Consider the following 25,783-nt stretch of genomic DNA (forward strand, 5'->3'; position numbering starts at 1 on the left):
GTGTCCCCCCTCGTGGCCGCTAGTCGCGGGTCGCGGTCAGGTGTCCCGCGTGTTCCTGGAGGGAGCGGACACCCACCTCGCCGCGGTGGAGGGCGTCGATGCCCTGGACCGCCGCGGCCAGCGCCTGGACCGTCGTCAGACACGGCACGGAGCGCGCCACGGCCGCGGTACGGATCTCGTAGCCGTCCAGGCGGCCGCCGGTGCCGTACGGGGTGTTGACGATGAGGTCGACCTCGCCGTCGTGGATGAGCTGGACGATGGTCCGCTCGCCGTTGGGCCCGGTGCCCTGGGACTGCTTGCGCACGACCGTGGCGTTGATGCCGTTGCGCTTGAGCACCTCGGCCGTGCCGGAGGTGGCGAGCAGTTCGAAGCCGTGGGCCACCAGCTCACGGGCCGGGAAGATCATCGACCGCTTGTCCCGGTTGGCGACCGAGATGAAGGCGCGGCCCTTGGTCGGCAGCGGACCGTAGGCCGCCGACTGCGACTTGGCGTACGCGGTGCCGAAGACGGAGTCGATGCCCATGACCTCGCCGGTGGAGCGCATCTCGGGGCCGAGGACGGTGTCCACACCGCGTCCGGAGGTGTCCCGGAAGCGGCTCCACGGCAGCACGGCCTCCTTGACGGAGATCGGCGCGTCCAGCGGCAGCGTGCCGCCGTCGCCGTTCCTCGGCAGCAGCCCCTCCTCGCGCAGTTCGGCGATGGTCGAGCCCAGCGAGATCCGGGCGGCGGCCTTGGCGAGCGGCACGGCGGTCGCCTTGGAGGTGAAGGGGACCGTACGGGAGGCGCGCGGGTTGGCTTCCAGGACGTAGAGGATGTCGCCGGACAGCGCGAACTGGATGTTGATCAGGCCGCGCACCCCGACACCGCGCGCGATGGCCTCGGTGGAGGCCCGCAGCCGCTTGATGTCGTACCCGCCGAGCGTGATCGGCGGCAGCGCGCACGCCGAGTCGCCGGAGTGGATGCCGGCCTCCTCGATGTGCTCCATGACGCCGCCGAGGTACAGCTCCTCGCCGTCGTAGAGGGCGTCGACGTCGATCTCTATGGCGTCGTCGAGGAACCGGTCGACGAGCACCGGGCGGGAGGGGCTGATCTCGGTCGACTCGGCGATGTACGCCTCCAGGCGCGCCTCGTCGTACACGATCTCCATGCCGCGGCCGCCCAGGACGTAGGACGGTCGGACCAGGACCGGGTAGCCGATCTCGTCGGCGATGGTCTTGGCCTGGGCGAAGGTGGTGGCGGTGCCGTGCTTGGGGGCCGGCAGGCCCGCCTCGACCAAGACCTGGCCGAAGGCGCCCCGGTCCTCGGCGGCGTGGATCGCCTCGGGCGGGGTGCCGACGATCGGCACGCCGTTGTCCTTCAGGGCCTGCGCCAGGCCCAGCGGGGTCTGGCCGCCCAACTGGACGACGACACCGGCGATCGGGCCGGCCTGCCGCTCCGCGTGGACGATCTCCAGGACGTCCTCCAGGGTGAGCGGCTCGAAGTACAGCCGGTCGGAGGTGTCGTAGTCGGTGGAGACGGTCTCCGGGTTGCAGTTGACCATCACGGTCTCGTACCCGGCGTCGTGCAGCGCGAAGGAGGCGTGCACGCAGGAGTAGTCGAACTCGATGCCCTGGCCGATGCGGTTGGGGCCGGAGCCCAGGATGATCACCGCCGGCCTCTCTCGCGGGGCGACCTCGTTCTCCTCGTCGTAGGAGGAGTAGAAGTACGGCGTCCTCGCGGCGAACTCGGCGGCGCAGGTGTCGACCGTCTTGTAGACCGGGCGGATGCCGAGCGCGTGCCGCACCTCGCGGACCACGTCCTCGCGCAGGCCCCGGATCTCGCCGATCTGCTGGTCGGAGAAGCCGTGCCGCTTGGCCTCGGCGAGCAGGTCGGCGGTCAGCTCGGGCGCCTCGGCCAGCTCGTCGGCGATCTCCTTGATCAGGAACAGCTGGTCGACGAACCACGGGTCGATCTTCGTGGCGTCGAAGACCTCCTCGGCCGTGGCCCCCGCGCGGATGGCCTGCATCACCGCGTTGATCCGGCCGTCGGTCGGGCGGACGGCCTCGCGCAGCCGCTCGTGCCGGTCGCCGGGGTCGCCGACGAACGTGAACCGGCTGCCCTTCTTCTCCAGCGAGCGCAGGGCCTTCTGGAGGGCCTCGGTGAAGTTGCGGCCGATGGCCATAGCCTCGCCGACCGACTTCATGGTGGTGGTCAGCGTGGAGTCGGCCTGCGGGAACTTCTCGAAGGCGAACCGGGGCGCCTTGACGACCACGTAGTCGAGGGTCGGCTCGAAGGAGGCCGGGGTCTCCTGCGTGATGTCGTTGGGGATCTCGTCGAGGGTGTAGCCGACGGCGAGCTTGGCGGCGATCTTGGCGATGGGGAAGCCGGTCGCCTTGGAGGCGAGCGCGGAGGAACGCGACACGCGCGGGTTCATCTCGATGACGATGACCCGGCCGTCCTCGGGGTTCACCGCGAACTGGATGTTGCAGCCGCCGGTGTCGACGCCGACCTCGCGGATGACGGCGATGCCGATGTCCCGCAGGATCTGGTACTCGCGGTCGGTGAGCGTCATGGCCGGGGCGACGGTGATGGAGTCGCCGGTGTGCACGCCCATCGGGTCGAAGTTCTCGATGGAGCAGACGACCACGACGTTGTCGTGCTTGTCGCGCATCAGCTCCAGCTCGTACTCCTTCCAGCCGAGGATGGACTCCTCCAGGAGCACCTCGGTGGTCGGGGAGAGCGCGAGGCCGGTGCCCGCGATGCGGCGCAGCTCGTCCTCGTCGTGGGCGAAGCCGGAGCCGGCGCCGCCCATGGTGAAGGAGGGGCGGACCACGACCGGGTAGCCGCCGAGCTCGTCGACGCCGGCCAGGATCTCGTCCATGGTGTGGCAGATCACGGAGCGGGCGGACTCGCCGTGCCCGGTCTTTCGCCGGACGGCCTCCACGACGCCCTTGAACTGCTCGCGGTCCTCGCCCTTGTGGATGGCCTCGACATTGGCGCCGATCAGCTCGACGCCGTACTTCTCCAGGACGCCGTTCTCGTGCAGCGAGATGGCGGTGTTGAGCGCCGTCTGACCGCCCAGGGTGGGCAGCAGGGCGTCGGGGCGCTCCTTGGCGATGATCTTCTCGACGAATTCCGGCGTGATCGGCTCGACGTAGGTGGCGTCGGCGATCTCCGGGTCGGTCATGATCGTCGCGGGGTTGGAGTTGACGAGGAGGACCCTGAGACCCTCGGCCTTCAGGACGCGGCACGCCTGGGTGCCGGAGTAGTCGAACTCGGCGGCCTGGCCGATGACGATCGGGCCGGAGCCGATGACCAGGACGGACTGGATATCGGTGCGCTTAGGCACGCTGGCCCTCCATCAGGACTGTGCTCATCAAAGACGTGAAGCGGTCGAACAGGTAGGCGGCGTCGTGGGGTCCCGCGGCCGCTTCGGGGTGGTACTGGACGCTGAAGGCCGGCTTGTCGAGGAGCTGGAGGCCTTCCACCACGTTGTCATTGAGGCAGACGTGGGAGACCTCGACACGGCCGAAGGGGGTGTCGGAGACCCGGTCGGTGGGGGCGTCGACGGCGAAGCCGTGGTTGTGCGCGGTGACCTCGACCTTGCCGGTCGTACGGTCCTGCACCGGCTGGTTGATGCCGCGGTGGCCGTACTTCAGCTTGTAGGTGCCGAAGCCCAGCGCGCGGCCCAGGATCTGGTTGCCGAAGCAGATGCCGAACAGCGGCGTGCCGCGCTCCAGGACGCCCCGCATGACGGAGACGGCGTGGTCGGCGGTGGCCGGGTCGCCGGGGCCGTTGGAGAAGAACACGCCGTCGGGCCCGACCGCGTACACGTCCTCGACCGTGGCGGTGGCGGGCAGCACGTGCACCTCGATGCCGCGTTCGGCCATGCGGTGCGGGGTCATGCCCTTGATGCCGAGGTCGACCGCGGCGACGGTGAACTTCTTCTCGCCGATCGCGGGGACCACGTACGCCTCCTCGGTGGCCACCTCGGCGGACAGGTCCGCGCCCTCCATCCGGGGCGACTCCAGGACGCGGGCCAGCAGCGCGGCGTCGTCCTGGACGGCCTCCCCGCTGAAGACGCCGACGCGCATGGCGCCGCGCTCGCGCAGGTGGCGGGTGAGGGCGCGGGTGTCGATGCCGCTGATGCCGACGACGCCCTGCGCGGCGAGCTCCTCGTCCAGGGTGCGCTGGGCACGCCAGTTGGAGGGCCGGCGCGCGGGGTCGCGCACGACGTAGCCGGAGACCCAGATCCGGTTCGACTCGGGGTCCTCGTCGTTGACGCCGGTGTTGCCGACGTGCGGAGCGGTCATGACGACGACCTGACGGTGGTACGACGGGTCGGTGAGCGTCTCCTGGTAGCCGGTCATGCCGGTGGAGAACACGGCCTCGCCGAACGTCTCCCCCACGGCCCCGTAGGCACGGCCGCGGAAGATCCGGCCGTCCTCCAGGACGAGTACGGCGGGAACCTTCGAGGTTCCCCTGGTGGAGGTGGTCATCGTTCGGCGCCTTCCGTGCTGTTCTTCTCGATCATGGTGGTGAGGGCCTCGACCCACTCGGTGTGCTCGGCCGCCCGGTCGGAGCGGAACCCGGAGTCGATCAGGCGATCGCCGTGCTCCCAGGTCACGACGAGCAGTCCGCCCTCGGTGAGCACCTTGCCGGCGATGCCCTTGTCGAGCCGGGCCCCGCGCAGCTGTGCGGCCGGGACGAAGAAGTCGTTCGCTCCGGGGCGCACCACGTCCAGGCCCGCGTCGGTCAGGGTCAGCTCGGCCCGGCTGCGGGTGCCCAGGCCGCGCGCCACGATGCGGTCCAGCCACTGCCCGGCGGTGGTGGAGCCGTGGTAGCGGCCGGTCATCGTCAGGTGCGCCGGACCGGGCTCCTCCGGCGCGCTCGGCAGCTCGGGCAGGTCGCCCTGGAGGGTGGCGCGCCACTTCCAGCCCTCGCGCATCAGCCAGTAGACGAGGGCGATGAACAGGACGAGGCCGATCAGCCAGCCGATACGGGCGCCCCAGTCGGTGACCGTGGCCGATTTCCCTTCCGCGGCGACTTCGGTCGCGAGCCCGGCTGCGAGCAGAGGTGCAGATGTCACGTGAGCTTCCCGTCGACGAGCGTGGCCTTGCCCCGGAGCCACGTGTGGGTGACACGGCCCGGCAGCTCACGTCCCTCGTACGGGGTGTTCCGGCTGCGCGAGGCGAAGCCCGCGGGGTCCACCTGCCCACGGTATGCCGTGTCGACCAGCGTGAGGTTGGCGGGCTCACCTGCCGAGACGGGGCGGCCGTGGCCGGTGGCCCGCCCGATCCGGGCCGGCGCGAAGGACATGCGGTCCGCGATGCCCGCCCAGTCCAGCAGACCGGTGTCGACCATGGTCTCCTGGAGCACGGACAGGGCGGTCTCCAGGCCGACCATGCCCATGGCGGCCGCGGCCCACTCGCAGTCCTTGTCCTCGTGCGGGTGCGGGGCGTGGTCGGTGGCGACGATGTCGATCGTGCCGTCGGCGAGCGCCTCGCGCAGGGCGTGCACGTCCCGCTCGGTGCGCAGCGGCGGGTTGACCTTGTAGACCGGGTTGTAGGTGCGCACCAGCTCGTCGGTGAGGAGCAGGTGGTGCGGGGTGACCTCGGCGGTGACCTGGATGCCGCGGGACTTGGCCCAGCGGACGATCTCGACGCTGCCCGCGGTCGACAGGTGGCAGATGTGGACGCGGGAGCCGACGTGATCGGCGAGCAGGACGTCGCGGGCGATGACCGACTCCTCGGCGACGGCCGGCCAGCCGCCCAGGCCCAGTTCGGCGGAGACGACGCCCTCGTTCATCTGGGCGCCCTCGGTCAGCCGCGGCTCCTGGGCGTGCTGGGCGACGACGCCGCCGAAGGCCTTCACGTACTCCAGCGCCCGGCGCATGATCACCGCGTCGTCGACGCACTTGCCGTCGTCGGAGAAGACGGTGACCCCGGCGGCCGACTCGTGCATGGCGCCGAGTTCGGCGAGCTTGCGGCCCTCCAGGCCGACCGTGACGGCGCCGATGGGCTGCACATCGCAGTAGCCGTGCTCCCGGCCCAGACGCCAGACCTGCTCGACGACGCCGGCGGTGTCGGCCACGGGGAAGGTGTTGGCCATGGCGAACACGGCGGTGTAGCCGCCGGAGGCGGCCGCGCGGGTGCCGGTCAGGACGGTCTCCGAGTCCTCGCGGCCCGGCTCGCGCAGGTGGGTGTGCAGGTCGACCAGGCCCGGCAGCAGCACCTTGCCGTCGGCCTCGACGATCTCCGCGCCCTCGGCAGACAGTCCGGTGCCGACCGCCTCGACGACCTCGCCGTCGATCAGGACGTCCTGCGGCGCGCCGCCGAGCACCTTGGCACCACGGATCAGAATCTTGCTCATGTCTCTTACTTCTCCTCGGTGGTGCGGGCTTGCGGGGCGGGCTCCATGCCCCCGAGCAGGAGGTACAGCACGGCCATGCGGATGGAGACGCCGTTGGTGACCTGCTCGACGGCGGTGCAGCGGTCGGAGTCCGCGACCTCGGCGGTGATCTCCATTCCGCGGACCATCGGGCCGGGGTGCATCACGATGGCGTGCTCGGGCATCCTGGCCATCCGCTCGGCGTCCAGACCGTAGCGCCGCGAGTACTCGCGCTCGGTCGGGAAGAAGGCGTCGTTCATCCGCTCGCGCTGCACGCGGAGCATCATCACCGCGTCGGACTTGGGCAGGGTGGCGTCGAGGTCGTAGGAGACCTCGCAGGGCCAGGACCCGACGCCGACCGGCAGCAGGGTCGGCGGGGCGACCAGGGTCACTTCGGCGCCGAGGGTGTGCAGCAGGTCGACGTTGGACCGGGCCACCCTGCTGTGCAGCACGTCGCCGACGAGGGTGACGCGCCTGCCGGACAGGTCCTGGCCGAGGCCCGCGTCCCTGCCGACCAGCCGGCGGCGCAGGGTGAAGGCGTCGAGCAGCGCCTGGGTGGGGTGCTGGTGGGTGCCGTCGCCGGCGTTGATGACGGCGGCGTCGATCCAGCCGGAGTTGGCCAGCCGGTACGGGGCCCCGGAGGCGCCGTGCCGGATGACCACGGCGTCGACGCCCATGGCCTCCAGGGTCTGGGCGGTGTCCTTCAGGGACTCGCCCTTGGACACCGACGATCCCTTGGCGGTGAAGTTGATGACGTCCGCGGACAGCCGCTTCTCCGCGGCCTCGAAGGAGATCCGGGTGCGGGTGGAGTCCTCGAAGAAGAGGTTGACGACGGTGCGGCCGCGCAGGGTCGGCAGTTTCTTGATCGGCCGGTCGGCGACCCGGGCCATCTCCTCGGCGGTGTCGAGGATCAGGACGGCGTCGTCGCGGGTGAGGTCGGCGGCCGAGATGAGATGACGCTGCATCTGTCAGGCTCCGTAAGGCGGTTCATTCGGGAGAATTGGGGCATACGGGCGCGTGCGAGGGCACACGCGCGGGGCGTACGGCGATGCGTACGCGCGCGTGTTACGGCTGGTCGCCCTGGGCGGCCGGCTTGGCGCCGAGCAGCACGGTGTCGCGACCGTCCTCCTCGGCGAGCAGGACCTTGACCGTCTCCCGCAGCGACGTGGGGAGGTTCTTGCCGACGTAGTCGGCGCGGATCGGCAGTTCGCGGTGGCCGCGGTCGACGAGGACGGCGAGCTGCACCGCGCGCGGACGCCCGATGTCGTTCAGGGCGTCGAGGGCGGCGCGGATGGTGCGGCCGGAGAAGAGCACGTCGTCGACGAGGACGACGAGGCGGCCGTCGATGCCGTCACCGGGGATCTCGGTGCGGGCCAGCGCACGCGGGGGCTGCATGCGCAGGTCGTCGCGGTACATGGTGATGTCGAGCGAGCCGCAGGGGACCTTGCGTTCGGTGATCTGCTCGAGTTTGACGGCGAGCCGCTGGGCGAGGAAGACGCCCCGGGTCGGAATGCCGAGGAGCATCACGTCGTCGGCGCCCTTGGCGCGCTCGACGATCTCGTGGGCGATGCGGGTCAGCACCCGCTCGATGTCGGGGCCCTCGAGAACGGGCCGGGCATCGGACGCTTGCGTGGTTTCGTGCGAGTCCATAAGAAACGGACCTCCTTCTCCGCCTCACGGGACGGACCTTAAAGGACGTCGGAATTGCGCCATACACGCTACCAGGTGCCGGAGACCTCCCTGATCACCCCCTTGGCGCAACGGACCGCGGTTACCACGGAAGCGGCGCTGCGGACCATTCGGCTTGACGCGGCAGAGTAACGCTGCGTAACCTCACAGTGAGTTACCAGCCGCGCGGCGTGGCACCCGAGCCAGTCGCGTCGACACAGTGTCCGGGGAGCCATATGTCCAGCGAATACGCCAAACAGCTCGGGGCCAAGCTCCGGGCGATCCGCACCCAGCAGGGCCTTTCCCTCCACGGTGTCGAGGAGAAGAGCCAGGGACGCTGGAAGGCGGTCGTGGTCGGTTCGTACGAGCGCGGCGACCGTGCCGTGACCGTGCAGCGCCTCGCCGAACTGGCGGATTTCTACGGGGTCCCCGTGCAGGAGCTGCTGCCGGGCACCACCCCCGGCGGAGCCGCCGAGCCCCCGCCGAAGCTGGTCCTGGACCTGGAGCGGCTGGCCACGGTGCCGGCCGAGAAGGCGGGCCCGCTCCAGCGCTACGCGGCGACGATCCAGTCGCAGCGCGGTGACTACAACGGCAAGGTGCTCTCCATCCGCCAGGACGACCTGCGCACACTCGCCGTCATCTACGACCAGTCGCCCTCGGTCCTCACCGAGCAGCTGATCAGCTGGGGCGTGCTGGACGCGGACGCGCGCCGCGCGGTGGCGTCCCACGAGGAGAGCTGACCGCTCGGCAGACCCAGCAGAAACGTGCCGCCGGGGTGGCCGGAACCGTTTGGTTCCGGCCACCCCGGCGGCTTTTTCGCGGCCCCCGTGGGGTGAGCGCGGCCCTGAAGCGGTCAGATGGGACCGGGCGCGTGCACACGGACGCCGAGGGGCCCGCAGCAGTCGTGCTGCGGGCCCCTGCACGTCCGTGCGGGCACCGGCTGCGGGCCGGTCCCCTCTTACACCTGGTCGCGGCGGAGGGAGGGCTTGAGCTCCTTCAGACGGCCCAGCAGGCCGTTGACGAACGAGGGCGACTCCTCCGTGGAGAACTCCTTCGCCAGCTGCACCATCTCGTCCAGCACGACGGCGTCCGGGGTCTCGTCGACCCAGATCAGCTCGTACGCGCCGAGCCGCAGAATGTTGCGGTCGACGACCGGCATACGGTCGAGCGTCCAGCCGACCGCGTACTGCGCGATCAGGTCGTCGATCCGGGTCGCGCGCTCCGCGTAGCCCTCGACGAGCTGCATCGTGTACTCGCTCACCGGGGGCTGCCGGGTGTCGGTCCGGGAGAGCCGGATCCAGTCAGCGAGGACCGTCAGGACGTCGGCGCCGCGCTGGTCACCCTCGAAGAGGATCTGGAAGGCACGCTTGCGGGCCGTGTTGCGGGCAGCCACGGTTAGCTGTTCACCCGGCCGAGGTAGTCGCTCGTGCGCGTGTCGACCTTGATCTTCTCACCGGTGGTGATGAAGAGCGGGACCTGGATCTGGTGGCCGGTCTCCAGCGTGGCGGGCTTGGTGCCACCGGTGGAGCGGTCGCCCTGGACGCCCGGCTCGGTCTCGGCGACGGTCAGCTCGACGGCGGCCGGCAGCTCGACGAAGAGCACCTCGCCCTCGTGCTGGGCGACGGTGGCCTCGAAGCCCTCGATCAGGAAGTTGGCGGTGTCGCCGACGACCTTGCGGTCGATGTGCAGCTGGTCGTAGGTCTCCATGTCCATGAAGACGAAGTAGTCGCCGTCCATGTAGGAGAACTGCATGTCACGCTTGTCGACGGTGGCCGTTTCGACCTTGACGCCGGCGTTGAACGTCTTGTCGACGGTCTTGCCGGAGAGCACGTTCTTGAGCTTGGTGCGCACGAAGGCCGGGCCCTTGCCGGGCTTGACGTGCTGGAACTCGACGACGGACCACAGCTGGCCGCCGTCGAGCTTGAGCACCATGCCGTTCTTGAGGTCGTTCGTGGAAGCCACGGTTGCGGAATCTCCTGGACTGACGTACGACCCGGGGGCAGGCGCACAGCGCGAGGCTAGAGCGCGAGGAGCTCCTTGGTCGTGATGGTGAGTAGCTCGGGTCCGCCGTCCGCCTCGGGGCGTACGACGAGCGTGTCATCGATCCGGACACCGCCCCGGCCCGGGAGGTGGACCCCAGGTTCGACGGTGACCGGCACGCAAGCGTCCAGTTTACCCATGGCTGAAGGGGCCAGCTGCGGGTCCTCGTCGATTTCGAGTCCGACCCCGTGCCCGGTGAGGGGTTGCAGGCCCTCTGCGAACCCGGCCGAATCCAGTACCTGGCGCGCGGCGCGGTCCACGTCACGGTAGGCGGCGCCGGGGGCCAGGGCCTCCCGTCCGGCGCGCTGGGCTGCGAAGACCAGGTCGTAGAGCTGGATCTGCCAGTCCGCCGGAGACGTGCCGATCACGAAGGTGCGGCCGATCTCGCAGCGGTAGCCGCGGTAGGCGGCGCCCAGGCACACCGTGAGGAAGTCGCCCTCCTCGACCCGCCGGTCGGTGGGCCGGTGGCCGCGGCGGCCGGAGTTCGGGCCGGTGGCCACGGAGGTCGGGAAAGCGGGTCCGTCGGCGCCGTGGTCGACGAGCCGCCGCTCCAGCTCCAGGGCGAGATGGCGCTCGGTGCGGCCGACCAGGATCGACTCCAGCAGCTCACCGAGGGCCTGATCGGCGATCTCGGCACCGATTCTCAGACAGGAGATCTCCTCCTCGTCCTTGACGACTCGGAGCTGCTCGACCGCGCTGCCCAGGTCGGTCAGACGCAACTGGGGCGCCACCGAGCCGAGGGCCCGGTAGCGGGCCACCGTGAGGTGGTGCTCCTCCACGGCGAGCGAGTCGGCGCCCTGGGTCCGGGCGTGGTCGGCGGCGGCGACGGCCGGGTCGCCGCCGGAGGGTTGGGGCAGGACCTGCACCCGCAGCGCCTCGTCGGTCCGGCCCTCGCAGGGCCGGTCGTCCGGCGGGCTCTGGCACACCAGCAGGTCCTCGCGCCTTCCGAGAAGCAGGACGGCACCCTGCGGGGCCGCCCCCGCGAGGTACCGCACATTGGCGGGACGAGTCACCAGCGCCGCCGCGCTGCCGCCCGCGTTGCAGCGCTCCCTCAGCCGGGTCCGGCGGGCCGCGTACACCTCTGACATGAACCGAGCGTAAGAGTCATGGCTCAATATCGCCGTTCGAGAGGTCCGAGTGGGTCTGCCGGATCCCGGCCCCGGGGCGCCGGGTGCCGTGTCCGGCGGTCGGGCCGCCTGCCCGGGCCCGCCGGGCGCGGCCGCGCCCTACCAGTTCGGGGGGCTGGCGATGGCTCGGGACAGGACCTCGTCCAGGACTCTGGCCGTGGCCGGGACGTCGAGTTGGGAGTTGTCGATGATGGGGAGGCCGGATCCGTACCAGCCGGCCATGCGGCCGTGGATGCGGGCGACCTCCTCGTCCGTCAGCCGGCGGTTTCCGGAACGCTCGGCGTTGCGCTCCAGGACGATGTCCAGGCCGGGCAGCAGCACGACCGGGAGCAGGCCGGGGCCGACATGGCGCTTCCAGCCGCCGAGCCCGACCACCGGGCGGTCGGGGAAGACGGCGTCGTCGAGGATGCACGAGATGCCGTTGGCGAGGAAGTTGCGGGCGGCGAATCCGCAGGTGCGGCGGGCGAGGCGGTACTGCGCCTCGGAGTGGTCGTTCCAGCCCGACTGCGGGTCGGCGAAGCCGGAGCGGACCCACTCGCGGACGTCGTCGAGGCTGATGTGCGCGGTGGGCACGCGGCGGTGGTCGGCCCAGTACTTGGCGACGCTCGTCTTGCCCGCGCCCGCCGGCCCGATCAGCAGCACCGCCAGCGTGGTGGTCGTCGGGTCGGGCGCGGTCTGGGCCGGCGGCACGCTGGGCATGCCGACGGGACCGCCCGGCGGCAGCCGGACATGTCCGGTGGCGTCCGTCGCGGGCGGCGCGGCGGGCGGCGGGACCCCGGGGGCCGACGGGTGTGGGCTCTGGGGGTGCGGCCGCTGAGGCTGCGAGTTCTGGGGGTGCGGCGCCGACGGAGGCGGCTGCTGAGGATGCGGCGCCGACCGGGGCAAGCCCTGAGGGTGCGGCGCTGACGGGGGCGGACCCTGAGGACGCGGCGCCGACAGAGGCGGACCCTGAGGACGCGGCGCCGACAGAGGCGAGCCCTGGTGATGCGGCGTCGGCAGAGGCGGCCCCTGGTGATGCGGTGCCGACGGGGGCGGGCCTTGGGGGTGCGGGCTCTGGGGACGCGGCGCCGACAGGGGCGGACCCTGAGGGTGCGGTGCTGACGGACGCGGGCCCGGCGATTGTGGCGCCGACGGGGGCGGGCCCTGAGGGCGTGGGCTCTGAGGATGGGGCGCCGACGGGTGCGGGCCCGGCGGTTGCGGTGCCGGGGCGCCGGGATGGCCCGATGCCGGAGGAGGCGGGGGCACGGGCGCGGAGCCCTGGGACGCGCCCGGGTGCCGCGGCCCCGGGTGATGTGCGTCCGGCGCCCAGCCGGCGGCCGGTCCGTGCCCCGGCTGGCGGGGCGGCGGCAGCGGTGAACCCACTGCGTGCTGCATCCGGTGCGACTCCGTCTCGTACGGGGCAATTGGCGCCGGCAGCGGGTCCCAGCCCCGCCGCCTACCGAACGGTACCGTCCCCGGCCGCCATATGGTGAACGGCCGGGCGCGGTCCGAAGTGCCCGTCGCGGCAGGCAGAACGGGGCGGATGCCGCTCGGTGGGACTTACTGTCCGACCTCGCCGTACGCGGCGAGCAGCACGGCCGGGTCGGGGCCCTCCAGGACGGTGGGCTTGGCGAGGCCGTCCAGGACGATGAAGCGCAGCAGGTCGCCGCGGGACTTCTTGTCGACCTTCATCGTCTCCAGCAGCTTGGGCCACTGGTCGTAGCGGTAGTGCAGCGGCAGGCCCACCGATTCGAGGACCGCGCGGTGGCGGTCGGCCGTGGCGTCGTCCAACCGGCCCGCCAGACGGCCGAGTTCGGCGGCGAAGTGCATGCCGACGGCGACCGCGGCGCCGTGCCGCCACTTGTACCGCTCGTTCTTCTCGATCGCGTGGCCCAGCGTGTGGCCGTAGTTGAGGATCTCCCGCAGGCCCGACTCCTTCAGGTCGGCGGAGACGACGTCCGCCTTGACCCTGATGGACCGCTCGACGAGTTCGGCGGTGTGCGGGCCGGCCGGGGTGCGGGCGGCCTCGGGGTCGGACTCGATCAGGTCGAGGATCACCGGGTCGGCGATGAAGCCGGCCTTGATGACCTCCGCGAGCCCGGACACGTAGTCGTTGACCGGGAGGGAGTCCAGCGCGGCCAGGTCGCACAGCACACCGGCGGGCGGGTGGAAGGCTCCCACGAGGTTCTTGCCCTCGGCGGTGTTGATGCCGGTCTTGCCGCCGACGGCCGCGTCCACCATGGCCAGCACGGTGGTCGGGACGGCGATCCAGCGCACCCCGCGCAGCCAGGTCGCGGCCACGAACCCGGCCAGGTCGGTGGTGGCGCCGCCGCCCACGCCCACGATGACGTCGGTGCGGGTGAACCCGCACTGGCCCAGCGCCTTCCAGCAGTAGGCGGCGACCTCCGCGGTCTTGGCCTCCTCCGCGTTCGGCACCTGGATGGCGACGGCCTCGTAGCCCTGCTCGGCCAGGTCGGCGCGGAGCGCGTCCCCGGTCTCGGCGAGCGCCTCGGGGTGGATCACGGCGACCCGCTTGGCCTTCTCGCCGACCAGGCCGGTGAGTTCACCGAGGAGCCGGCGGCCCACCAGGACGTCGTACGCCTCGGTGCCGGCCGTGCCGGCGATGTGGATCCGCGTGACCGACTCGCTCATACTTCCTTCAACTCCAGTGCGTCCAGGGCGGCTTGGGTGACCTCTTCGGGAGTGCGCCCGTCGGTCGGCACGACCGCGGTGGCGACCTCCTCGTACAGGTGCCGCCGGGCCTCCATCAACTCGCGCCACTGCTTGCGCGGGTTCACGGCGAGCAGCGGGCGGGCCACGTTCAGGCCGGTGCGCCTGACGGCCTCCTCGACGTCCATCGACAGGTACAGGACCGGCAGCCGGGCGATCAGGGCCCGTGTGTCCGGGTCCAGGATCGCGCCGCCGCCGAGGGCCAGTACGCCGTCGTGCCCGGCGAGCGCCCGGCGCACCGCATCCTTCTCGACGGCACGGAAGAACGGCTCGCCCTCGTCGACGAAGATCTCGGCGATGGTGCGGCCCTGCTCCGCGACGATGTCGTCGTCGACGTCCCGGTAGGCGATCCCGAGGCGGTCGGCCAGCATCCGCCCGACGGTGGACTTGCCGACGCCCATGGGTCCGACCAGGACGACGACCGGCTCGGCGCTCACCGGATCGCCAGGTTCTCGAGGTAGGACCGCACGTTGCGGCGGGTCTCGGGCACGCTGTCGCCGCCGAACTTCTCCGCGACGGCGTCGGCGAGGACGAGGGCCACCATGGCCTCGGCCACGATGCCGGCGGCCGGCACCGCGCACACGTCGGAGCGCTGGTGGTGGGCCTGCGCGGACTCGCCGGTGGAGACGTCCACGGTCCGCAGGGCCCGCGGCACGGTCGCGATCGGCTTCATCGCGGCGCGCACCCGCAGCAGCTCTCCCGTGGTCAGCCCGCCCTCGGTGCCGCCGGAGCGGCCCGTGGCACGCCGGATGCCCTCGTCGGTCGTGACGATCTCGTCGTGGGCCTGGGAGCCGGGCACCCGCGCCAGGCCGAAGCCGTCGCCGACCTCGACGCCCTTGATCGCCTGGATGCCCATGAGCGCGGCCGCGAGCCGGGCGTCGAGCCGCCGGTCCCAGTGCACGTGGGAGCCCAGGCCCACCGGCACGCCGTAGGCCAGCACCTCCACCACGCCGCCGAGCGTGTCGCCGTCCTTGTGGGCCTGGTCGATCTCCGCGACCATCGCCTTGGAGGCGTCCGCGTCCAGGCAGCGCACCGGGTCCGCGTCCAGCTTCTCCACGTCCGCCGGGGTCGGGTACACGCCGTAGGGCGCCTTGGCCGCGGCCAGCTCGACGACGTGGCTGACGATCTCGATGCCGGCGGTCTCCTTCAGGTACGACCGGGCCACGGCGCCCAGCGCGACACGGGCCGCGGTCTCGCGCGCGGAGGCCCGCTCCAGCACCGGCCGGGCCTCGTCGAAGCCGTACTTCTGCATGCCCGCCAGATCGGCGTGCCCGGGCCGGGGCCGGGTCAGCGGCGCGTTGCGCGCGAGCTCGGCCAGCTCCGCCGGGTCGACCGGGTCGGCGGCCATGACCTTCTCCCACTTGGGCCACTCGGTGTTGCCCACCATGACGGCCACCGGGGAGCCGAGGGTGAGGCCGTGCCGGACCCCGCCGAGGAAGGTGACCTCGTCCCGCTCGAACTTCATCCGGGCACCGCGCCCATAGCCCAGGCGCCGCCGTGCGAGGTGGTCCGCCACCATCTCCGTGGTGACGGGCACGCCGGCGGGAAGGCCCTCCAGCGTGGCGACGAGTGCGGGTCCGTGGGACTCCCCCGCGGTCAGCCAGCGCAACCTGCTCAACGGTGCTCCTCATGCTCGCGCCTGGAACTGCGACGGCGCGACCGGGTGCGCGGCCCTGGCCCGCCACCTCCGATCCTCCCACGTCCGGACGTCGGCCCCGGTCGCCGGTCCAGCAGTCGGACGCGCGGCGCACAGGCCCGCCCCGTGGCACCGGCATGTCACGTACTCCCGTCGGCCCGTCACGGGCGCACGGCGAGTGGGTCATCCGGGCCGCGAGGGCCGGCGCTTCTGCGCCGGAGGGGATGCGCCCTGGTCAGCGGGCCGCGAGGGCCTTCTCGCCCGCTTCGCGCATGGCGTGCAGGGGGGCCGGGCTGTGGCCCGTCATCTGTTCGACCTGGAGGACCGCCTGGTGCACCAGCAGGTCGAGGCCGCCGACGACGGCGCCGCCGGCCATGGACCAGCGGGCCGCCAGCGGCGTGGGCCACGGGTCGTAGAGGACGTCGAAGAGCGTGGCGGGCCGTCCGGGTACGGCGTCGACGAGCGCGTCCGTCGTCCCGGCCGGGGTGGTGGCGATCACCAGCGGCGCCTTCAGGGCCTGCCCGGCGTCCGTCCAGTCCGCCGTGCGGACCTCGACGTCCAGCCGCTCACCCCACTCCCGCATCTCGGCCGCGCGGGCGTCGCTGCGGACGTAGGCGACGACCTCGCCGGTGCAGACGCGGGCGAGCGCGGCCAGCGCGGAGGAGGCGGTGGCGCCGGCGCCGAGGATCGCCGCCGAGCCGACCTGCTCGACGCCGTGCTCGCGCAGGGCGGCGACCATGCCCGGCACGTCGGTGTTGTCCCCGACCCGGCGGCCGTCCGCGGTGAACACGACCGTGTTGACCGCCTCGACGGAGGCGGCGGTGTCGCTGATCTCGTCGAGCAGCGGGATGACCGCCCGCTTCAGCGGCATGGTCAGCGACAGCCCGGCCCACTCGGGTCCCAGGCCCTCGAAGAACGCGGGCAGGCCTGCCTCGTCGATCTCGAACCGGTCGTACGACCAGTCCGTGAGCCCCAGCTCCGCGTACGCCGCCCGGTGCAGCACCGGGGAGAGCGAGTGGGCGATCGGTGAACCGAGCACAGCCGCCCGACGGGCGTCAGTTGCTCTTGGTGGCATCGAACTTGTCCTTGAGCTTGAGGAATTCGGCGTACGTCTTGGCGAACTCCGTCTTGTGCAAGCCGTCGGTCGCCACGAAATAGATCCAGCCGTCCTGGGTCGGATTCAATGCCGCCCTCAGCGCGTCGTCGCCGGGGTTTCCGATCGGTCCGGGCGGAAGGCCCTTGTTGGTGTAGGTGTTGTACGGGTCCTGGTTGCTGTTGATCTCTTTTTCGCTGATGTGGATGTTGCTCTGGCCCTTCAGGTAATTGAAGGTCGAGTCGAACTGCAGCAACTGGTTGGTCTCGGTGTTGGTCGGCTTCAGGCGGTTGTAGATCACTTCCGCCATCTTGCGGAAGTCGTCGTGCGTCTTGCCCTCGGCCTGGACCAGGCTCGCGACCGTGACGAGCTGGAACGGATCGTCGAGGTTCAGTTCCTTCGCCTTGTCGGCGAACTTGTACCGGGCGTAGACCTCGTCGGCCTGTTTGACCATTTCCTTCAGGACCGCCTCGGGCTTCATGCCCTTGGCCGCGGGATAGGTGCCCGGATAGAGGAAGCCCTCCAGCGGATCCTTGATCCGGCTCTTGTTCTGGGCCCACTTGGGCAGACCGAGGTCCTTGTACTGCCGCGCGGCGATCTTCTGCGTGGTGCCGGCGGCCAGTTCCAGCTGCTTGTCGATGTCCTCGTAGACCAGGGCATTGCGTTCGCCCGGCTTGACCAGGACATTGCTCTGGCTCTTGGGGTCGAGCATCATCGTGATGGCGCTCGCCGCGGACATCTGCTTCTTCAGCAGATAGGCGCCCGCCTGGATCCGGTCTCCATTGGGGTTCTTCGACTGCGCCGCCACGAAGGCGTCGACGCTCTTGACCACGCCCGCCGCCTTCAGCGCCCGGCCGATGTCGTAGCCGCCCGCGCCCTTGGGGATTTCGACGGTGACCATCTCGTTGATTCCGTCGCCCGCGTAGTCCGGGGCGGCGCCGAAACGATCTTGGTAGAACTGGTAGCCGTAGTAGACGACTCCGGCGGTACCTCCGCCGAACACCAGGGCGACGACCAGGCAGGCGCAGCCGCTGCGGCGCTTCTTGTCCTTGCCCTTGCCGCCACGGCCCTTGCGGTCGCCCCGTCCCCGGCCCTCGTTCGGATCGTCGCCGTCCTCGTCGTCCTCGCCGTCGCCGGCCGCGAAGAACGCGTGGTCGTCCTGTTCGGCTTCGGGATCCGGGTCCCAGTCGGGCCGCGGCTCCGGCTCGGCGCGCCGACGGCTCGGCGGCTCCGGCGGCGGGTAGGCCTCGGGGGTGCCGTAATGATCGGGCTGTTGCGCGCCGTAGGACGCGGCCTGCTGGCCGTACGGGTCGGCCGGGTCGCCGGGGTAGGCCGGCTGCTGCTGCCCGCCGGAGCCGTCCCAGCCGCCCTGGCCGTAGCCCTGCTGCTGGAGGTGGCCCGCGTACTGCTGGTCGTACTGCTGCTGACCCTGGTCACCGTAGGGCTGCTGGTCGTACTGCTGCTGCCCCTGCTGACCGTAGTGCTGCTGCCCCTGCGGGTCGTAGTGCTGCTGCCCCTGGTCACCGTAGGGCTGCTGCTGGTACTGCCCGTCGTAGCCGGCCTGCTGCTGATCCCACTCGCCGTACTGCTGTTGCTGCGGCTGCTGCGGATGGTGCTGCGGCCCACCCCCGTAGGGGGACTGCGGGCCCGCGTGGGCCTGCTGTCCCCCCCATCCGCCGTCCCCGTACAACGGGTCCTCCGGATGCCACGGTTCGGGGCCTGGACCCCGGCCATACTCAGTCATCGATCCCCTAGAGCCGCGAGGCGTCGGTCACACGGCTGTGTGCCCCGGCTTCCGTTCCGCCTCTTTCTGTGCGTCGTCTGTTCGAACGCAGGCGCATCGCGCGGAACGTTACCGTATCGCGATCAGATGACCACTTCGACGCCCTCGCCCGGTGCTTTCCCTGACACTCGTTCGGATTCCAGGGCTTGTTGGAGGATGATGACGGCCGCGGCCTGGTCGATCACGGAGCGTCCCTTCTTGGATTTCACCCCGGAGGCACGCAGTCCCTGACTGGCCGTCACCGTGGTCATCCGCTCGTCCACCAGGCGGACCGGCACCGGGGCGATGCCCTTGGCCAGCTCGCCGGCGAAGGCGCGGACCTTGACCGCGGCCGGCCCCTCGCCCCCCTTGAGGGAGCGCGGGAGACCGACGACGACCTCGATCGGCTCGTACTCCGCGACGAGTTGCCCGAGCCGACGGTGTGCCGCGGGGACGTCCCGGCCGGGGACCGTCTCCACCGGGGTGGCGAGGATCCCGTCGGGGTCGCACGAGGCGACCCCGATCCGGGCGTCCCCGACGTCGATCGCGAGCCGACGTCCTCTGCGCATCGCTTCGGCCGCCCTACTTCGCCGTCTCGGCCACGAGCCGCTCCACGGCGTCAACGGCCTCGCCGACGGCGGCCGGGTTCTGTCCGCCGCCCTGGGCGACGTCCGGCTTGCCGCCACCGCCGCCGCCGAGGGTCTTGGCGGCCGTGCGGACCAGGTCACCGGCCTTCAGGCCGCGCTCGCGGGCGGCCTCGTTGGTGGCGATCACCGTGAGCGGCTTGCCGTTGTTCACCGTGAACAGGGCGACGACGACGGCCCGGCCGCCCTGGATCCGGCCGCGCACGTCGAGCACCAGCTTGCGCAGGTCGTCCGGCGTGGTGCCGTCCGGGACCCGGCCGGTCACGACGGCCACACCGCGGACGTCCTTGGCGGACTCGGCGAGACCGGCGGCGGCCTGAAGCACCTTCTCGGCGCGGAACTTCTCGATCTCCTTCTCGGCGTCCTTCAGCTTGCCGAGCATGGCGGAGACCTTCTCCGGCAACTCCTCCGGGCGGCCCTTGATCAGCTCCTGGAGCTGGGCGACGACCGTGTGCTCACGGGCCAGGAAGTTGTAGGCGTCCACGCCGACCAGGGCCTCGATACGGCGCACACCGGAGCCGATCGACGACTCGCCGAGCAGCTTCACCAGGCCCAGCTGGGCGGTGTTGTGCACGTGGGTGCCGCCGCACAGCTCCTTGGAGAAGTCACCGATGGTCACCACGCGCACACGCTCGCCGTACTTCTCGCCGAACTCGGCGATGGCGCCCTGCTTCTTGGCCTCGTCGATGCCCATGACCTCGGCGTGCACGTCCAGATCGCGGGCGAGCACCTCGTTGATCTTCTGCTCGACGTCGGTCATCACGGCCGTCGGGACGGCGGACGGGGAGCCGAAGTCGAAGCGGAAGCGGCCGGGCTGGTTCTCGGAGCCGGCCTGGGCGGCCGTCGGGCCGAGGGCGTCACGCAGGGCCTGGTGGGTCAGGTGCGTGGCGGAGTGGGCGCGGGCGATGGCCTTGCGGCGGCGGAAGTCGATCGAAGCCTGGGCCTTGGCGCCGACGGTGACCTCGCCGACCTGGACGACGCCCTTGTGGACGTACACGCCCGGGACCGGCTTCTGGCAGTCGCGGACCTCGATGACGGCGCCGGAGTCGACCTTGATGCGGCCGGTGTCGCCGATCTGACCGCCGCCCTCGGCGTAGAAGGGGGTGCGGTCGAGGACGATCTCGACCTCGTCGCCCTCGGTGGCGGCCGGGGAGGAGGCGCCGTCGACGAGGATGCCGACGATCGTGGACTCGCCCTCGGTGTCGGTGTACCCGATGAAGTCGGTCTCACCGGCGGAGTCGGCGATCTCACGGTAGGCGCCGACGTCGGCATGGCCGGTCTTCTTGGCCTGGGCGTCGGCCTTGGCGCGCTCCCGCTGCTCCTTCATCAGGCGGCGGAAGCCCTCCTCGTCCACGGACAGGCCCTGCTCGGCGGCCATCTCCAGGGTGAGGTCGATCGGGAAGCCCCAGGTGTCGTGGAGCAGGAAGGCCTTGTCGCCGGGCAGCACGGCGGAGCCGGCGGCCTTGGTCTCGGCGACGGCGCCGTCCAGCACGTTCGTACCGGCGTTGAGGGTCTTGAGGAAGCGGGCCTCCTCGGCGAGGGCGACCTTCTCGATCCGCTCGCGGTCGGTGATCAGCTCGGGGTACTGCTGCCCCATCATGCCGATCACCACGTCGATCAGGTCCTTGACGACCGGACCGGTGGCGCCCAGCAGGCGCATGTTGCGGATGGCGCGGCGCATGATGCGGCGCAGGACGTAGCCACGGCCCTCGTTGCCGGGGGTGACGCCGTCGCCGATGAGCATGGTGGCGGTGCGCATGTGGTCGGTGACCACGCGCAGCGCCACGTCCGAGTCGTGGGCGTCGCCGTAGGCGACACCGGTGAGCTCGGTGGCCTTGCCGATGACGGCCATGGAGGTGTCGATCTCGTACATGTTCTGCACGCCCTGCAGAATCATGGCGAGCCGCTCCAGGCCGAGCCCGGTGTCGATGTTCTGGCTCGGCAGGTCGCCGAGGATCTCGAAGTTGTCCTTGCCGGTGCCCTCGCCGCGCTCGTACTGCATGAAGACGAGGTTCCAGATCTCCACGTACCGCTCGTCGTTGACGGCGGGGCCGCCCTCGACGCCGAACTCGGGGCCGCGGTCGTAGTTGATCTCGGAGCAGGGGCCGCACGGGCCGGGAACGCCCATGGACCAGAAGTTGTCCTTCTTGCCCAGGCGCTGGATGCGCTCCTTGGGCACGCCGACGACCTCGTGCCAGATCCGCTCGGCCTCGTCGTCGTCCTGGTAGACGGTGATCCAGAGCTTCTCCGGCTCCAGGCCGTAACCGCCCTTGTCCTGGGGCGAGGTGAGCAGCTCCCAGGCGAGCTTGACGGCGCCCTCCTTGAAGTAGTCCCCGAAGGAGAAGTTGCCGCACATCTGGAAGAAGGTGCCGTGCCGGGTGGTCTTGCCGACCTCTTCGATGTCGGGCGTGCGCACGCACTTCTGCACGCTGGTGGCGCGCGGGAAGGGCGGCTTGACCTCACCCAGGAAGTAGGGCTTGAAGGGCACCATGCCGGCCGGGACGAGGAGCAGAGTCGGGTCGTCCGCGATGAGCGACGCCGAAGGGACGACGGTGTGCCCGCGCTCCTCGAAGAAGCTCAGCCAGCGGCGGCGGATCTCAGCCGACTCCATCAGTGGTCCTCATTCCGGTTGTACGAGTACGTCGTGTAGGGGTGTTCCGAGGACGCCGGGCCCTCGACGTACTTCGGGTGATTGCGGTTCTCGATGGCGGTGTACCGCCTGGACGGGGGCAGTTCCGGGTCGACCGGGGCGTTCAGGCCCAGGGCCTCGCCGAGTTCGGCCTCCCGCTGGGCCATGTTGTCGCGGACGTCGAGCGCGAAGCCGAGGGCGCGGTCCTTGAGCCGGTGACCCGCCTCGACCGCCTTGGTCGCCGCGGTCGCGGCGAGGCTCTCGGGGGTCAGCTGCCTGAGTTTGCGGTTGACCTTGGTGGTGGCCCACACTCCGGCGGCGACACCAGTGGTGAACCAGAACGTACGGCGGAACATCGCTAGTCCTTACTTCTCCCGGTTGTTCCGCTTCCCCCGCCGCGCGGCCGGGACGGTGCGGCCCACGATCACGGTACGCCTCGACGCCTTGCCGGGCACGTCCTCCTTGCGGCCGCCGAGCGCCCGGCGCACGCCGTATCCGAAGGCCGCGACCTTGACCAGCGGACCGCCGAAGGTGGAGGCGACGGTGGTCGACAACGCGGAGGCGTTGGACGTGACCTCCTGGACGTCGGAGGCGATCGCGTCGACACGGTCGATCTGGCTCTGTGCGGAGCGCACCGCCTGGGAGGCATCGGCCAGCAGCGGAACTGCCTGGTCGGTCACGTCCGCCACGAGCCGGGTGGTCGCCTTGAGCGTCTGGGCCAGCCTCGCCAGTGCGACCGCGAGGAAGGAGACCAGGATCGCCCAGAACACGGCCACCAGGATCCCGGCCACCTCTCCACCGGACACTGTGCGCACCCGCTCCCTGAAACGTGCCTGTACATCGAGAAAGTCGTGCACCGAGCCTATCGCGCCGAGGGTGGGGCTCCGTACCGGATTTCGCGCCCGTGCGCCGGTGGAACGAGCGAGCCCGCCGTCCCGCCCGCCCGGAAGGGCGGGGAGACGGCGGGCCGGGTGGTGCTGTGGTGCTACGGCCTGCCGGTGATCAGCGGGCGTAGTACTCGACGACGAGCTGCTCGTCGCAGATCACCGGGATCTCCTTGCGGTTCGGCTCGCGGTCCAGGCGGAACGCCAGGGCCTTGAGGTTCACCTGGAGGTAGCGCGGGGTCTCGCCGTCGGGGGCGAAGCCACCCTCGCGGGAAACCTGGAAGAGGGTCTTCTCGCGGCTGCGCTCGCGGACCTGGACCACGTCGTCGGGACGGACCTGGAAGGACGGCTTGTCGACCTTCTTGCCGTTGACCTGGATGTGGCCGTGGACGACCATCTGGCGGGCCTGGTAGATCGTGCGGGCGATGCCCGAACGCAGCACCAGGGCGTCAAGACGCTTCTCGAGGTCGATGACCAGGGCTTCACCGGTCTTCATCGACGTCTTGGCGGCACGCTCGTAGGCGCGGACCAGCTGACGCTCGCTGACGTCGTACTGAGCACGCAGACGCTGCTTCTCCAGCAGACGGACCTTGTAGTCCGAGTTCTGCTTGCGGCCACGGCCGTGCTCACCCGGCGGGTAGGGACGCGCCTCGAAGTACTTGACGGCCTTCGGGGTCAGCGCGATGCCGAGGGCACGCGACTTCTTGACCTTGGGGCGGGACTGGTTCGCCATGAACCAAACACCTCGCTTTTTCTGTGCGAATACGGCTTCACCAGGGTTAGGGGAGGTCGCATCCGCAGCCGGGGAAACCCTCCGGGGCCCTGCCGGGCCTGGTGGGCAGCCGCTCCCCTGGTCTGGGCACATACGTGCAGCACGCGAGTGGCCCACCGACCGCTCCCGGAGCTCCGGGTGGTGGTGGGCTGCCCGCGACACCGTTCGACGGTGCGCGACGCTCCTGGATCCCCGCCGTCCTGGAACGGCGGAGTTCCGGCTGAATGTCCCGCTCTGGTGGCGCCGGTTCCCCTTTCGGGGTTCCGGACACGGAACTCAGCGCTTCCCGGCAGTCTACAGGGCGCTCAGGACCGCTTCCGACCGAGGTGCTTGCGGGTCCACTCCACCGCGTCCGCGTACCGCGCCTCGGCGCCGTGCCGTCCCGGGGAGTAGTACTCGCGGTCCTTCAGGGCGTCCGGCGCGTACTGCTGGGCGGCGATGCCCTCGGGCAGGTCGTGCGGATAGACGTACCCCTGCGCGTGCCCGAGCTTGGCCGCGCCCTTGTAGTGCCCGTCCCGCAGATGGGGCGGGACCGGTCCGGCCTGTCCCTTGCGTACGTCGTCCAGGGCTGCGCCGATGGCCGTGGTCGCCGAGTTGGACTTGGGGGCGAGGGCCAGGGCGATGGTGGTGTGGCTGAGGGTCAGGGCGGCCTCGGGGAAGCCGATCATGGCGACGGCCTGGGCGGCGGCGACCGCCGTGGGCAGCGCGTGCGGGTCGGCCAGCCCGATGTCCTCACTGGCGGAGATCATCAGGCGGCGGGCGATGAACCGGGGGTCCTCGCCGGCCTCGATCATCCGGGCCAGGTAGTGCAGGGCGGCGTCGACATCGGAGCCTCGGATGGACTTGATCAGGGCGCTGGCGACATCGTAGTGCTGGTCGCCGTCGCGGTCGTACTTCACCGCGGCCCGGTCGACGGTCTCCTCGAGCGTGGTCAGGCCGATCTCGCTCTCGCCCTTGTCGAGGGCGGCCCCGGCGGCGGCCTCCAGGGCGGTCAGGGCGCGGCGGGCGTCGCCGCCGGCGATGCGCAGCAGATGGCTCTCGGTGTCCTCGGGGAGGCCGACGGCCGACCTCAGGCCGCGCTCGTCGGTGAGCGCGCGGCGGAGCAGACCGCGCACGTCGTCGTCGGTGAGCGGTTCGAGGGTGAGCAGGAGCGAGCGGGAGAGCAGCGGGGAGATCACCGAGAAGTACGGGTTCTCCGTGGTGGCCGCGATCAGGGTCACCCAGCGGTTCTCGACCGCCGGGAGCAGGGAGTCCTGCTGGGCCTTGCTGAAACGGTGGATCTCGTCCAGGAAGAGGACGGTCTCCTTGCCGTACCCGCCGGAGGCGCGGCGGGCGCCGTCGATGACCGCGCGGACCTCCTTGACGCCCGCGGTGATCGCCGACAGCTCCACGAAGCGCTTGTTGGTGGCCTTGGAGACCACGTACGCCAGGGTGGTCTTGCCGGTGCCGGGCGGGCCCCACAGGATCACCGAGGAGGGTCCCGCAGGGCCGCCCGCGCCCTCGCCGACCAGCCGGCGCAGCGGCGAGCCCGGCTTGAGCAGGTGCTGCTGGCCCACCACCTCGTCGAGGGTGCGCGGGCGCATCCGGACCGCCAGGGGACTCGCGGCCGGGTCCTTCTCCTGGCGTTCTTCACTTGCGGCGGTGAACAGGTCGGGCTCCACGCTGAAACCCTATGGCACACCACCGACAACGTGGCCGGACGGTGATCACCGCTCCGGCTCAGGCCCAGAGGCTGGTGCCCCAGCGGGTCAGGATCAGCATGACGATGACACCGCAGTGCGTGACCGGCAGCACCCAGGTGAACTCGGCGAGGAAGTTCTTCACCGGGCGCGGGGCGGGCAGGAAGTCGTTGCGGATGTTGAAGGAGGTCACGTACCAGAACATGACGATCGTGGCCACCCAGGCCAGCGAGCACCACAGGCACAGCGCGTTGATGCGGTACAGCGACTGGAACTGGAGCCAGGTGACGAAGCAGACGCCGAAGAGCGTGCCGAAGTTGAAGGTCAGCCAGTACCAGCGCGGGAAGGTGGTGCGGGCGAGCAGGCTCATGCCGACGCAGATGACGATGCCGTAGGCGACCAGGCCGAGCAGCGGGTTGGGGAACCCGAAGACGGTGGCCTGCTTGCTCTCCATGACGCTGCCGCAGGACACGATCGGGTTGAGGCTGCAGCTCGGGGTGAAGGTCTTGCCGCTGAGCTTGCCTTCGAGGATCTTCTGCTTGTCGATCGTGATGATCCACGCGGCGAGCAGACCGGCCGCTCCGGTGATCACCAGCAGCAGCGCGAAGGCGCGGCTGCCGCCCACCGTCCGCGGCGCGGTCACCGCGCGCTCCGGCTCGGGCTCCGCGGAGACGTGTTTGACTGTCGTCTTGCTCATCACGCCGATTCCGTCACTTGTGAGTTGGACCTTCTTCGGGCACGGCCATTGTGCCGCACGTGCGTGTGTGAACA

23 protein-coding genes are annotated in these 25,783 nt (G+C 70.9%); 1 reads left to right on the forward strand and 22 read right to left on the reverse strand.

From position 1 onward, the window contains the following. Positions 1-19: 19 nt before the first annotated feature. The 6 genes from carB to pyrR all read right to left on the reverse strand — a co-directional run bounded on the left by carB (position 20) and on the right by pyrR (position 8,019). Positions 20-3,328 (reverse strand): carbamoyl-phosphate synthase large subunit, encoded by a 3,309-nt coding sequence (carB, locus tag ACIQMV_RS00430; protein ID WP_402590021.1) that lies wholly within the window; start codon positions 3,326-3,328, stop codon positions 20-22. Further along, the gene (gene carA / locus ACIQMV_RS00435) at positions 3,321-4,478 is read right to left on the reverse strand and encodes a glutamine-hydrolyzing carbamoyl-phosphate synthase small subunit (protein ID WP_402590022.1); all 1,158 of its coding nucleotides are present in this window, start codon (positions 4,476-4,478) and stop codon (positions 3,321-3,323) included. Before carA ends, carB begins: the two co-directional genes overlap by 8 nt. Then, the gene (locus ACIQMV_RS00440) at positions 4,475-5,068 is read right to left on the reverse strand and encodes a hypothetical protein (RefSeq protein ID WP_402590023.1); all 594 of its coding nucleotides are present in this window, start codon (positions 5,066-5,068) and stop codon (positions 4,475-4,477) included. The genes carA and ACIQMV_RS00440 overlap by 4 nt, the downstream gene beginning before the upstream one ends. Further along, on the reverse strand, positions 5,065-6,351 hold the full coding sequence (locus tag ACIQMV_RS00445) for a dihydroorotase (protein ID WP_402590025.1): 1,287 nt from the start codon (positions 6,349-6,351) through the stop codon (positions 5,065-5,067). Before ACIQMV_RS00445 ends, ACIQMV_RS00440 begins: the two co-directional genes overlap by 4 nt. 5 nt (positions 6,352-6,356) lie before the next feature. Beyond that, complete coding sequence (locus ACIQMV_RS00450; RefSeq protein ID WP_141362784.1) at positions 6,357-7,334, reverse strand: aspartate carbamoyltransferase catalytic subunit; 978 nt, start codon at positions 7,332-7,334, stop codon at positions 6,357-6,359. 100 nt (positions 7,335-7,434) lie between these two features. Continuing rightward, the gene (gene pyrR, locus ACIQMV_RS00455; protein WP_402590027.1) at positions 7,435-8,019 is read right to left on the reverse strand and encodes a bifunctional pyr operon transcriptional regulator/uracil phosphoribosyltransferase PyrR; all 585 of its coding nucleotides are present in this window, start codon (positions 8,017-8,019) and stop codon (positions 7,435-7,437) included. Between the two features lie 254 nt (positions 8,020-8,273). Here pyrR and bldD point away from each other — a divergent pair, with 254 nt between their 5' ends. Then, on the forward strand, positions 8,274-8,777 hold the full coding sequence (gene bldD, locus ACIQMV_RS00460; protein ID WP_004990661.1) for a transcriptional regulator BldD: 504 nt from the start codon (positions 8,274-8,276) through the stop codon (positions 8,775-8,777). Positions 8,778-8,995: 218 nt separating this feature from the next. Here bldD and nusB read toward each other — a convergent pair whose 3' ends face one another. The 16 genes from nusB to ACIQMV_RS00540 form a co-directional block, all read right to left on the reverse strand. Beyond that, a complete protein-coding gene (gene nusB / locus ACIQMV_RS00465; RefSeq protein ID WP_141362780.1) occupies positions 8,996-9,430 on the reverse strand; it encodes a transcription antitermination factor NusB in 435 nt (144 codons plus the stop codon). 2 nt (positions 9,431-9,432) lie between these two features. Continuing rightward, complete coding sequence (gene efp / locus ACIQMV_RS00470; RefSeq protein ID WP_141362778.1) at positions 9,433-9,999, reverse strand: elongation factor P; 567 nt, start codon at positions 9,997-9,999, stop codon at positions 9,433-9,435. A 56-nt stretch (positions 10,000-10,055) separates the two neighbouring features. After that, on the reverse strand, positions 10,056-11,165 hold the full coding sequence (locus tag ACIQMV_RS00475; RefSeq protein WP_402590030.1) for an aminopeptidase P family protein: 1,110 nt from the start codon (positions 11,163-11,165) through the stop codon (positions 10,056-10,058). 138 nt (positions 11,166-11,303) lie between these two features. Next, the gene (locus ACIQMV_RS00480; RefSeq protein ID WP_402590956.1) at positions 11,304-12,278 is read right to left on the reverse strand and encodes an AAA family ATPase; all 975 of its coding nucleotides are present in this window, start codon (positions 12,276-12,278) and stop codon (positions 11,304-11,306) included. A gap of 465 nt (positions 12,279-12,743) precedes the next feature. Continuing rightward, positions 12,744-13,835, reverse strand: a complete 1,092-nt coding sequence (aroB, locus tag ACIQMV_RS00485) for a 3-dehydroquinate synthase (protein WP_141362774.1) — start codon at positions 13,833-13,835, stop codon at positions 12,744-12,746. After that, positions 13,832-14,350 (reverse strand): shikimate kinase, encoded by a 519-nt coding sequence (locus ACIQMV_RS00490; RefSeq protein ID WP_402590032.1) that lies wholly within the window; start codon positions 14,348-14,350, stop codon positions 13,832-13,834. The genes aroB and ACIQMV_RS00490 overlap by 4 nt, the downstream gene beginning before the upstream one ends. Continuing rightward, positions 14,347-15,531, reverse strand: a complete 1,185-nt coding sequence (gene aroC, locus ACIQMV_RS00495) for a chorismate synthase (protein ID WP_401871423.1) — start codon at positions 15,529-15,531, stop codon at positions 14,347-14,349. Before aroC ends, ACIQMV_RS00490 begins: the two co-directional genes overlap by 4 nt. A gap of 253 nt (positions 15,532-15,784) precedes the next feature. Beyond that, positions 15,785-16,624 carry a shikimate dehydrogenase gene (locus tag ACIQMV_RS00500; RefSeq protein ID WP_402590034.1) on the reverse strand — a complete coding sequence of 280 codons (840 nt, stop codon included), beginning with the start codon at positions 16,622-16,624 and terminating at the stop codon, positions 15,785-15,787. Continuing rightward, positions 16,605-18,386 carry an endolytic transglycosylase MltG gene (gene mltG, locus ACIQMV_RS00505; protein WP_402590036.1) on the reverse strand — a complete coding sequence of 594 codons (1,782 nt, stop codon included), beginning with the start codon at positions 18,384-18,386 and terminating at the stop codon, positions 16,605-16,607. The genes ACIQMV_RS00500 and mltG overlap by 20 nt, the downstream gene beginning before the upstream one ends. Before the next feature lie 122 nt (positions 18,387-18,508). Beyond that, a complete protein-coding gene (gene ruvX, locus ACIQMV_RS00510; protein ID WP_141362764.1) occupies positions 18,509-18,973 on the reverse strand; it encodes a Holliday junction resolvase RuvX in 465 nt (154 codons plus the stop codon). 13 nt (positions 18,974-18,986) lie between these two features. Next, positions 18,987-21,659 (reverse strand): alanine--tRNA ligase, encoded by a 2,673-nt coding sequence (gene alaS, locus ACIQMV_RS00515; protein WP_402590039.1) that lies wholly within the window; start codon positions 21,657-21,659, stop codon positions 18,987-18,989. Beyond that, entirely contained in the window at positions 21,659-22,033 is a 375-nt protein-coding gene (locus ACIQMV_RS00520) for a hypothetical protein (protein WP_225076241.1), read from the reverse strand. The genes alaS and ACIQMV_RS00520 overlap by 1 nt, the downstream gene beginning before the upstream one ends. 9 nt (positions 22,034-22,042) lie before the next feature. Then, positions 22,043-22,492, reverse strand: a complete 450-nt coding sequence (locus ACIQMV_RS00525; RefSeq protein ID WP_172633025.1) for a DUF948 domain-containing protein — start codon at positions 22,490-22,492, stop codon at positions 22,043-22,045. 187 nt (positions 22,493-22,679) lie between these two features. Continuing rightward, complete coding sequence (gene rpsD / locus ACIQMV_RS00530) at positions 22,680-23,294, reverse strand: 30S ribosomal protein S4 (protein ID WP_100567868.1); 615 nt, start codon at positions 23,292-23,294, stop codon at positions 22,680-22,682. Positions 23,295-23,638: 344 nt separating this feature from the next. Beyond that, positions 23,639-24,994, reverse strand: a complete 1,356-nt coding sequence (locus ACIQMV_RS00535; protein WP_402590042.1) for a replication-associated recombination protein A — start codon at positions 24,992-24,994, stop codon at positions 23,639-23,641. Between the two features lie 58 nt (positions 24,995-25,052). After that, positions 25,053-25,709 carry a vitamin K epoxide reductase family protein gene (locus ACIQMV_RS00540; protein ID WP_141362754.1) on the reverse strand — a complete coding sequence of 219 codons (657 nt, stop codon included), beginning with the start codon at positions 25,707-25,709 and terminating at the stop codon, positions 25,053-25,055. Between the last annotated feature and the right edge of the window lie 74 nt (positions 25,710-25,783).

Source organism: Streptomyces sp. NPDC091412 (assembly GCF_044756885.1).
Classification (GTDB): Bacteria; Actinomycetota; Actinomycetes; order Streptomycetales; family Streptomycetaceae; genus Streptomyces.

What these genes read in the sequence shown, in the direction of transcription:
- ruvX (WP_141362764.1), bottom strand. Translation starts at nt 18,973, where the DNA reads ATGCGCAGAGGACGTCGGCTCGCGATCGACGTCGGGGACGCCCGGATC.
- alaS (WP_402590039.1), bottom strand. Translation starts at nt 21,659, where the DNA reads ATGGAGTCGGCTGAGATCCGCCGCCGCTGGCTGAGCTTCTTCGAGGAG.
- pyrR (WP_402590027.1), bottom strand. Translation starts at nt 8,019, where the DNA reads ATGGACTCGCACGAAACCACGCAAGCGTCCGATGCCCGGCCCGTTCTC.
- carA (WP_402590022.1), bottom strand. Translation starts at nt 4,478, where the DNA reads ATGACCACCTCCACCAGGGGAACCTCGAAGGTTCCCGCCGTACTCGTC.
- ACIQMV_RS00475 (WP_402590030.1), bottom strand. Translation starts at nt 11,165, where the DNA reads ATGTCAGAGGTGTACGCGGCCCGCCGGACCCGGCTGAGGGAGCGCTGC.
- ACIQMV_RS00540 (WP_141362754.1), bottom strand. Translation starts at nt 25,709, where the DNA reads ATGAGCAAGACGACAGTCAAACACGTCTCCGCGGAGCCCGAGCCGGAG.
- bldD (WP_004990661.1), top strand. Translation starts at nt 8,274, where the DNA reads ATGTCCAGCGAATACGCCAAACAGCTCGGGGCCAAGCTCCGGGCGATC.
- ACIQMV_RS00445 (WP_402590025.1), bottom strand. Translation starts at nt 6,351, where the DNA reads ATGAGCAAGATTCTGATCCGTGGTGCCAAGGTGCTCGGCGGCGCGCCG.
- aroB (WP_141362774.1), bottom strand. Translation starts at nt 13,835, where the DNA reads ATGAGCGAGTCGGTCACGCGGATCCACATCGCCGGCACGGCCGGCACC.
- ACIQMV_RS00450 (WP_141362784.1), bottom strand. Translation starts at nt 7,334, where the DNA reads ATGCAGCGTCATCTCATCTCGGCCGCCGACCTCACCCGCGACGACGCC.
- ACIQMV_RS00520 (WP_225076241.1), bottom strand. Translation starts at nt 22,033, where the DNA reads ATGTTCCGCCGTACGTTCTGGTTCACCACTGGTGTCGCCGCCGGAGTG.
- rpsD (WP_100567868.1), bottom strand. Translation starts at nt 23,294, where the DNA reads ATGGCGAACCAGTCCCGCCCCAAGGTCAAGAAGTCGCGTGCCCTCGGC.
- ACIQMV_RS00500 (WP_402590034.1), bottom strand. Translation starts at nt 16,624, where the DNA reads ATGCCACCAAGAGCAACTGACGCCCGTCGGGCGGCTGTGCTCGGTTCA.
- mltG (WP_402590036.1), bottom strand. Translation starts at nt 18,386, where the DNA reads ATGACTGAGTATGGCCGGGGTCCAGGCCCCGAACCGTGGCATCCGGAG.